General features: G+C 36.0%; 10 protein-coding genes. 6 read left to right on the plus strand and 4 right to left on the minus strand.

Annotation, left to right across the window (positions count from 1 at the left end):
* Positions 1 to 31: 31 nt before the first annotated feature.
* The gene (locus CK510_RS20805) at positions 32 to 994 is read right to left on the minus strand and encodes an ABC transporter ATP-binding protein (protein WP_095723523.1); all 963 of its coding nucleotides are present in this window, start codon (positions 992 to 994) and stop codon (positions 32 to 34) included.
* Positions 995 to 1,137: 143 nt separating this feature from the next.
* The gene (locus CK510_RS20810) at positions 1,138 to 1,641 is read right to left on the minus strand and encodes a pentapeptide repeat-containing protein (protein WP_373695820.1); all 504 of its coding nucleotides are present in this window, start codon (positions 1,639 to 1,641) and stop codon (positions 1,138 to 1,140) included.
* A gap of 960 nt (positions 1,642 to 2,601) precedes the next feature.
* Here CK510_RS20810 and CK510_RS20815 point away from each other — a divergent pair.
* From CK510_RS20815 to CK510_RS20830, 4 genes are all read left to right on the plus strand, one after another.
* Positions 2,602 to 3,042, plus strand: a complete 441-nt coding sequence (locus CK510_RS20815) for a hypothetical protein (protein ID WP_095723524.1) — start codon at positions 2,602 to 2,604, stop codon at positions 3,040 to 3,042.
* Between the two features lie 198 nt (positions 3,043 to 3,240).
* Complete coding sequence (locus CK510_RS20820; protein WP_095723525.1) at positions 3,241 to 4,206, plus strand: acetamidase/formamidase family protein; 966 nt, start codon at positions 3,241 to 3,243, stop codon at positions 4,204 to 4,206.
* Between the two features lie 68 nt (positions 4,207 to 4,274).
* On the plus strand, positions 4,275 to 5,045 hold the full coding sequence (locus tag CK510_RS20825; RefSeq protein WP_095723526.1) for a sulfite exporter TauE/SafE family protein: 771 nt from the start codon (positions 4,275 to 4,277) through the stop codon (positions 5,043 to 5,045).
* Between the two features lie 387 nt (positions 5,046 to 5,432).
* Complete coding sequence (locus tag CK510_RS20830) at positions 5,433 to 6,524, plus strand: BMP family ABC transporter substrate-binding protein (protein WP_373695821.1); 1,092 nt, start codon at positions 5,433 to 5,435, stop codon at positions 6,522 to 6,524.
* Positions 6,525 to 6,743: 219 nt separating this feature from the next.
* Here the strand turns inward: CK510_RS20830 and CK510_RS34050 are convergent, their stop codons facing one another.
* Both CK510_RS34050 and CK510_RS33580 read right to left on the minus strand, forming a co-directional pair.
* The gene (locus CK510_RS34050) at positions 6,744 to 6,878 is read right to left on the minus strand and encodes a hypothetical protein (protein ID WP_281257064.1); all 135 of its coding nucleotides are present in this window, start codon (positions 6,876 to 6,878) and stop codon (positions 6,744 to 6,746) included.
* A 278-nt stretch (positions 6,879 to 7,156) separates the two neighbouring features.
* Positions 7,157 to 7,300, minus strand: a complete 144-nt coding sequence (locus tag CK510_RS33580; RefSeq protein WP_245912243.1) for a hypothetical protein — start codon at positions 7,298 to 7,300, stop codon at positions 7,157 to 7,159.
* Here CK510_RS33580 and CK510_RS20835 point away from each other — a divergent pair.
* A complete protein-coding gene (locus CK510_RS20835) occupies positions 7,299 to 8,072 on the plus strand; it encodes a polysaccharide deacetylase family protein (RefSeq protein ID WP_245912244.1) in 774 nt (257 codons plus the stop codon). The two genes, CK510_RS33580 and CK510_RS20835, sit on opposite strands and share 2 nt — an antisense overlap.
* A 132-nt stretch (positions 8,073 to 8,204) precedes the next feature.
* Complete coding sequence (locus CK510_RS20840) at positions 8,205 to 8,780, plus strand: ureidoglycolate lyase (protein ID WP_095723528.1); 576 nt, start codon at positions 8,205 to 8,207, stop codon at positions 8,778 to 8,780.
* Positions 8,781 to 8,894: the final 114 nt, after the last annotated feature.

An 8,894-nucleotide genomic window follows, 5' to 3' on the forward strand; every position in this document is an offset into this window, starting at 1 on the left:
CAACTAACCTTCCCATATCTCCTAATTTTTTCTATCCCTGAATTTGCTGGATAAAAAATTCTTCTAGGGATGGACGTAATAAATTCATGGCAACCACATTTGCCCCCATCAACCGGAGACTTGCGAGAAAATCATAGTAATCGCTTTCTAATACCCCTTCCCAATACCCATCAGCAGTAAACTGAATTTCGGGTATCCATTTTTTCAACACATCCCAATCACCACCTTGTCCTTTGACACGGTATGAAGTGGTAATACCCAATAACTCATCCAAAGAACCAGAACAAACTAACTCACCTTTCGCGAGAATCGCCACGCGATCGCAAATCTTTTCAACCTCGCTTAAAACATGACTGTTGAAGAAAATCGTTTTTCCCTGAGCTTTAAGAGTCAATATTGTCTCCCGCATTTGGAAACGTCCCAAAGGATCGAGTCCAGACATCGGCTCATCTAAAAATACCAGTTCCGGGTCATTAATCAAAGCCTGTGCCATTCCCACACGCTGCAACATCCCCTTGGAATAGCGACGCATCTGTTTTTTCTTGGCATCAGCTTGGGATAATCCCACCAACTCCAATAACTGGGGAATGCGCTGACGCTGCACTTTACCAGAAATGCCAAATATCCCCGCAGCGAACTGCAAGAATTCCCAACCAGTCAGATATTCGTACAAATAAGCATTCTCAGGCAGATAACCAATACGCTGCTTTACGGTGCGATCGCCTAATGGTTTACCCAGCAACAAACCTCGTCCCGAAGTTGGACGGATAATACCTAATAATAGTTTTAATAGTGTCGTCTTACCAGCGCCATTCGGTCCTAATAAACCAAAAGTCTCACCCCTATATACTTTTAGCGAGCAGTTTTTGAGAGACATGACTTTTTGGTTCAGGAAAAAGCCAGTGTTATAAACTTTTCGCAGTTCGGAAGTGAGAATTATTAAATTCTCTGTAGTATTCAATTCAAGTTTGGGAGCATCCGCAACAGACTTCATCGTAATTTTTATTATGCCTTTGGCAACACAAATATACCATCCAATTACAAGTTACCCATTTATTTGGCAAGAATAACAATATATTCAAAATTGGGCATGTAGAAATAGAATATCCCATGCCCTATTCCCTATGCCCTATTTTTTCATTTATCCTTACATCCCAGTGACTCGCGAGTAGATACCCCAGTCTTCCCATTGACACCGCTTGCAGTGGCACATAATTTCTTAATTTCGGTTCTATCTAGTACCGCATTGGTAAAATCAGCATTAGTCACATTCACATTGTCGAAGAGCGATCGCAACATCATTGCGTTCGTTAAAACCGCATCGCTGAGATTTGCACCTCTAAAATCAGATAAATATGCTATCCCTTCTTGAAAATCAATCCCATGCAAATCCACATCGTGCAGCAACGTACCGTTAAATACAACTCCGCGCATATCAGCATTACTAAAATTCGCGTTCTCTAAATTCGTACTGGTATACTCCTCACCTACTAAACTTTGCCCGGAGAAGTCTTTACCCTTCAAATTTTGTAACAAAGTTGAACCTGTTACACCTGAAGAACTCGCAGCCTGTGCTGATACAGGGAACAGTAGCAAAAATGCTAAAACAAAACTAGTCAGAAGTTGCCAAAATTTAATCATCTTAATTTAACAAAACTCAATATTTATTCATTAACCATTAAACCTCATTGAGGTGCATAGGAATACAGAAAGAGATGTGACATGTCACATCTCCATCGGGTTTTAGGCATTATGGGGGATATGGGAATAATACTCTATCTAACTTGCCTTATCCTTACTGAGGTGGGAGGTATACTTGGGTTTTAACCATACATATAATTCCACAACCAAGGCAACAATAATAATATAATCAGCCAATCTAGTTTCGGCTTCTTGTGATTAAGGTTGCGTTCTTTTCCGTTTTCTAAATTGACGTATCGATTCGGATTTTTTGCGTCTCGTGCATATCCATTACAGCAATCGCAATTATTACAATTGCATTTATGTTTATTGTCTAACATAGATCTATTTGCCTCCAGTCGGGTAGACGTAATAACTGCGATCGCGCTCCACAGAATCACTATTCGACACACCTATTTCTATAATTCTTAGTAGCAAAAATGACTCTGTAATAAACAACACCAGAAAACACTCCTAACTAAATCGTTTTTGCTCCTATTCCACACTAGCAAAAGGCTGAACTCTAGTTGTCTTTACATACTGAGTATAACACTCATTATATTTTTGCAAGTACCTGCAAGGTATGAAATATATATTTTTCCCTCAGTATTATTAAGTAGGTAAAACAAGGGTTTAGCGGTATTAGGGAACGCGAATAAATAAATCATCCCAAATTATTGTAGGGGTTTTCCCGCCCTTAGGAATGATATGGTTGTATAAGCTGTTCCGCATTTAAATCATATAATCTAAATCATTATACTTCCTGTGGGTTGGGCATCCCTGCCTGCCTTAATATATGATTTAGGTGCTTTTTAGCTTATCTATCATTAATTGGGATATTTTATTTTCTGGAAGTTCCTTAACCCATTGATGAATAAAAATAGTATTATTTTATTTATCTAAATCAAAATAAATCGGCTTATGGATACTTTTGAACTCAAAGTGGGAGATACAATAGGTGTTTTTTTCTATGATGATTGGCGTGGTAGTAAAGCTGTAATTGATGAGATTGAAGATATTTCTGCAAATGGAACTGTCACCCTCACTTCCGGGATTCGCTATAATAAATTAGGTCGAGAAGTGGGTGCTTTGGGTGAAGGAACTTATCTTTGTTCGATAGAAAAAGCACAAAAAGCTATTGAAAAATCTTGCTTAAAAAAAGAAAAAAAAGAAGATAATTCTATTATTGATACATTACATAAAAGGCGAGATAAAGCTTCTAAATTAGCAACTATATCGGCAATTAGGATTTTGCATCAATATGGTTATTTTAATACTGCAAATTCTGATATTGATACTTTGGAATCTGAGATTGAGGGATTAATTACCTCTTATCTGGAAAAGCAACAAAAAATTGATTAATCGGAAATCTTTGAACCCATATAGAATCACGATTCAATCTAAAAAATAATCTGAAAAAAAGTGCGATACGCTTTTATCGATAAGCGAAGCTTAACGCATCTACTCCCCTGAAAAAATAAGTTGAGAAAATCCATACTTAAAAGCTATAACGTATTTGTAACCGCAAACAACTTACATACTGATTAAATCATAAATTACATGTCTCACCATATTCTCAAAGCCACCAAAGACACCGTACATTTAGGTGGTTTCTCACACTTGCTCACACCATCCCTAACCGTTGAATCTAATGATACTATTGCAGTCGAAACATACACTGGATTCTACGTTTACGACAAAGCACCTGCAGCATTTCTCACACCAGAATTAATTGATATTTGTCAAAATCTCCCAGCAGAACGTAAAATTGCTCAAGGACCACATCTACTAACAGGACCAATATATGTAAATAATGCTGAACCAGGAGATGTTTTAGAGGTTGAATTAATTGAAATTTATCCCAGTTTACCAGTTGGGTTTAATGCAATTCGTAGCGGTTGGGGTGCTTTACGACAGAAATTTACCCAACCAGCTTTGAGATTTATAGACTTAGATTTAGAGAATAAGATTGCCGAATTTCCTCAACATTCAGGGATTAAAATTCCCCTTAAACCATTTTTTGGTATTCTTGGAGTCGCAACCCCAGAAGAGAATCGTTCTTCAATTCCACCAGGTAATTATGGTGGTAATATTGATAATCGCGAATTACAAGTAGGAGCAAAAATATATTTACCAATATTTGTCACTGGTGCGTTATTTTCTATTGGAGATGGTCATTCTGCACAGGGAGATGGGGAAGTTAATGTGACTGCGATCGAAACTTCGATGAATGGCACTATTAAGCTCAAATTGCGTAAAGATTTGCAACTGCAAATACCAATTGCAGAAACCCCAACTGATATCATCACAATGGGTTTTGGTAATACCCTAGATGAAGCTTTAGAAAAAGCCGTAGAAAATATGATTTATTTTTTAGAAATGTTTGTAAATTTATCGCCAGAGGATGCTTATGTTTTATGCAGTTTGGCTGTAAATTTTCGCATTAGCCAAGCAGTAAATAGCCCACAAAAAGGTGTACATGGAATGCTCTCAAAATCAATTTTACCTCAACTAATTAAAATATAAGTTAAGACGTTCCACCGGAACGTCTCTACGAAAACCAAAAATATAAAATCCAAAATCCAAAATCAACTATGCTTCCCTCAAATTGGTCACTTCTAGTTATTGGTGGTTTATTTTCTGGTATTCTTGCGGGCTTTTTAGGCATTGGTGGTGGGACTATTTTAGTACCCATACAAATAGCTTTGGGATATCCACCAATCAAAGCAGTTGCAACTAGTAGTTTGGCAATTGTAATTACTGCAATTTCTGGAAGTATCCAAAATTGGCGCATGGGTTATTTAAGTTTTAATCGCGTCATCGCATTAGGATTACCTGCGGTTATAACTGCACAATTAGGTGTAGAAATTGCTGCCAAAATACCCAGTTATATACTACTAACGGCTTTTGGATTACTACTTTTACTGAATATATATTTAGTTGAATTGCGGAAGCGTCTATCTCAAAAACAAGGGCAAAACCAAGAGCAAAATTTTAACCCTTTCCTCGCAAGAATCTTTACAGGAGGAGTTGCAGGAGTACTTGCAGGAACATTTGGTGTTGGTGGTGGGGTAATTATGGTACCACTGCAAATTTTACTACTTGGAGAAGCGATTAAAGTTGCGATTCAAACTAGTTTAGGTGTAATTATAATTACTGCTATTTCGGCAACAATTGGACATGCCGCAAAGGGTAATATTTTGTGGACTGAAGGAATAATTTTAGGATTAGGTGGACTTGTCGGAGCGCAAATTAGTACACGTTTTTTACCTAAATTGCCTGACCATGTTGTTAGTATTGCATTTCGTAGTTTACTAGCTATTTTGTCAGTATATATATTTTTCCAAGCTTGGCAACAGTTCTAATTTGCAAATAATGATGAAATATTTATGAATATTTATAAATGTTTGTGAACATATGAAAACACAAGTAGGGGTTAACGGCTGTTAACCCTTATTTTATTATCCTCAATAAAGTTATCAACCCTTATTTTGTATATATATTATGAAATCCATTGTTTTTATTTTCCGGAGTAGCTAATTCAGGTAAGTATAAGCTAGAATCAGGCAAAAAGTAAATAATACCTAACCAGCACAGCCTCAATTCATTAACTTAATTTATTAACTATTTATTAACTAATTTTGATAAATATGGAACGACGAAAATTTATAAAGTATGCTGCTTTAACCAGTACAGGGTTGATTTTTGCGGGTTGTGATACCCTCATGGGGAGTCGCGATAAGCAGAGCTTAATGCCAGAGGCATATCGCAATTCAAAATCTAATTCTCCCCAACCTCAAATAGCTATTCCAGCTTCACCTGTAGTCGCAAATGAAGCGCTTAAGGTAGGATTTGTTTATACTAGTTCCGTGGGTGATTTTGGTTGGACTTATGCCCATGATTTGGGACGTAGAGAAATGGAGGCAAATCTTAAAGGTAAAGTGGAAACTACCTTTGTCGAAAATGTCAGCGAAAGTGCAGATGCAGAAAGGGTAATTAGACAATTAGCACTTGATGGCAGTAAGTTAATTTTTATGACTTCATTAGGTTACATGAATTCAACTTTGAAGGTTGCTTCATCTTTCCCAAAAGTGGCATTTGAGCAACTGGGATATAATCAACAAGCTACAAATATTGGTACTTATTTAGGCAGATTTGAAGAACCCCGATACTTGACTGGAATGATTGCGGGAAAAATGACTAAATCTAATATTATTGGCTTTGTTGCTGCTTTTCCAACTCCCAAAGTCATTAGAGAAATTTGTGCATTTACTCAAGGAGTTAGGCTAACAAATCCCCTAGCAAAAGTTCGTGTTACCTGGGTAAAAACTTTGTACAATCCCATCAAAGAGCGGGAAGCTGCACAAAGTTTAGTAAGTTTAGGTGCGGATATTCTCACACAGAATACAGATTCAGTAGCAGTAATTCAAGTCGCAGAAGAAAAGGGAATTTATGCTTTTGGTTACAACACTGATATGAGTAAATTCGGACAAAAATCACATTTAACTTCAGCAATTAATCAATGGGGAAAATTTTATATAGAGAAAGCTTCATCTGTGATGAATGGAACTTGGAAATCGGAAGAAGTTTGGCAAGGAATTACCCAAGGATTGGTAGATATTTCACCTATGAATCCTGTAATTAATCAAGATGTACAAAAGTTAGTTAATGATAAGCGGGATGAGATAATTAAAGGCACTGCTCATCCTTTTGATGGTCCAGTAAAAGACCAAAAAGGTGTGATTCGAGTTCCTAAAGGTCAGTTTTTGGATGATAAAGAGCAATTGGTAATGGATTGGTATGTTGAAGGTATTGAAGGTGTGATTCCCAAATTTAAAACTTAGGAATATTAGCTTTTTTATCACTTATTTCATGATTTTTCAACCCTAGTGGTTCGTTAAAAAACACCCTGATTGAATTTAAAACAACTTAAGAACTTTCAGAAAATAAAGTCTCCCAAGCATCGACTTATAAATGTTATTATTCATAAGGATGGGCTATCCCTACAATTTGGGACACTTTTTTTCCTAATTTCTTCTTAATTCAAGTGAATTTTTATTTTTCTATTCCTTTTTAATGTCCTTCTTTTTGACAACCATCACCACATACTCATCATCAGGTGTTGTATCTTCCGTTTCAGTTTGTGACTGCGGATAATGAATTATCATTACTAACAAAAAAAATACGAAAAGAGCCATTTCCATTGGATTATCTCCTGAGAAAGTTAAGCCTTTTTTTATACAAATTCTCTGTCGAGAAGCACTTAATATTCTTAAATCTAATTAATACAACTGGCTATCAACAGCTTCTAACCGAGAAATGGTATTAAAGTTAGCAGTATGAATTAGATACAGTTCGCGATCGCAATATTCCGGATTCGCCTGATTGAGAAATATAAAATATAATTTATTTACACCAGAATACTATATTCTTACGTAGTTACGGCTCTTTTTGGCTTCCCATAAAGTTGCCCAGCCTATAGTAAATATGTTCTATTAGAATCTATGATGCATCCACCATCTTTCCAACCAATCAGCAAACGTCCAATTTTGAAATTACCCAATTGTAATACGTCTTCGACGTTAAGCTCTGCTTCTCGCATTGCGGTTTGGGTAGTCATGAATGTGGAGCATTTCACTTTTGGCAAGCTGGGAACGGCAATCCAACCACATTTAAATAGCCAGCCAGAAATAGCTAATTATGGTTGGCGAGATTATGGAAATCGTGTTGGTATTTGGCGATTGTTTGAGCTATTTGCTGAGTTGGAAATACCTGTTACAGCAGCAGTAAATGGTGAGATTTGTTCGTTGTATCCGGAAATAATGGATGGGATACAGGATTATGGTTGGGAAGTTATGGCACATGGAATTAATAATTCTACTGGTCATAGTGAAATGGATTGCTTAACAGAAGCTGCCACAATTGATAAGACTTTAGAATTACTTAAGCAAGCAACGGGTAAATTACCAAAAGGATGGTTAACACCGGGATTTTCGATTACAGAATCAACATTTGAATTACTACATGCGGCTGGAATTGTTTATACTGCTGATTGGGTAAATGATGACCAACCATATTGGTATCCCTTAAATAATGATAATAAAATTTTGGCGATTCCTTATACAATTGAGGCAAATGATATTAGCTTGTGTTTAAGTAATCGCTTTTCTGGGGAAGAATTTTCTCAAGCTATATCAGACCAATTTGACCAATTATGGTTGGATGGAGAATCAAATCCCAGGGTTATGGCTATTGGGTTACATCCATTTATTGTTGGTCAACCTTTACGGATGAAGTATCTAAAAAAGTGTTTATTACATATTAAAAATCAGCCTAATACTTGGTTAACTACAGGTGAGAAAATTTATAATTTGATGCTAGATAATAGTTAATATAAGAGTTATATTTTAATCGTGAGAATCCATATATATTTTCATGTTCTCAACTGATTAACATTAAGATATCTCTGAATTATGAAGTCAGGGATATAATAAAATTAAGTAAGAAATAAAACAAACAAAAATATGACAATAACACCAATTAAAACTTTAACAATTCCTGTGGTTGATGCCACTCATGAAAATATCAAAGATTACGGATATTTATTAGGGGATGATGTTAGTAAACCTGGACTTGGTATTCCTTTTTATCAAGGACGAGTTATCGAAGGTGAAAATATTGAATTTTCCTATCGCGGAACTGCAACTTTTAGAACTGCGAAAATAATGCCGGGATATCCTAATATTATCTGGCTCGAACGTCACATGCATATGACACAAATATTTATAGCTTTGGGACAATCTCCATTTATTATGGTTTTGGCAACACCTAACCACGATAAAAATGAAGATTTACCAGATTTAAATCAAGTCAAAGCATTTCGCTTTCCTGCGGGACATGGTTTATTATTACATCTTGGTACTTGGCATGATTTTCCCATTGCTTGCCAGAATCCTGTTGTCATTCTCACGGCAAATTCTGATGAGGTTGTGGCAGCTTTGAGTGAAATGAAAGAACCGGGAGAAATGAATCAAGGTGATGTTTATAAAATTTCTTTACCGAAAAGATTAGGTTATGAAATTCAACTTGATGTTAGTTAGTATAGGTTGATGTTGGCTTACTACAAAAATATTATTCTGGTTCTTCATTACTTGTTATGCTAAAAACACCTATAAAATAGCTCATAGTCCTTGCTGTACAAGAAAGATAGCTTT

This window comes from Brunnivagina elsteri CCALA 953 (assembly GCF_002289455.1).
GTDB classification, from domain to species: Bacteria; Cyanobacteriota; Cyanobacteriia; order Cyanobacteriales; family Nostocaceae; genus Brunnivagina; species Brunnivagina elsteri.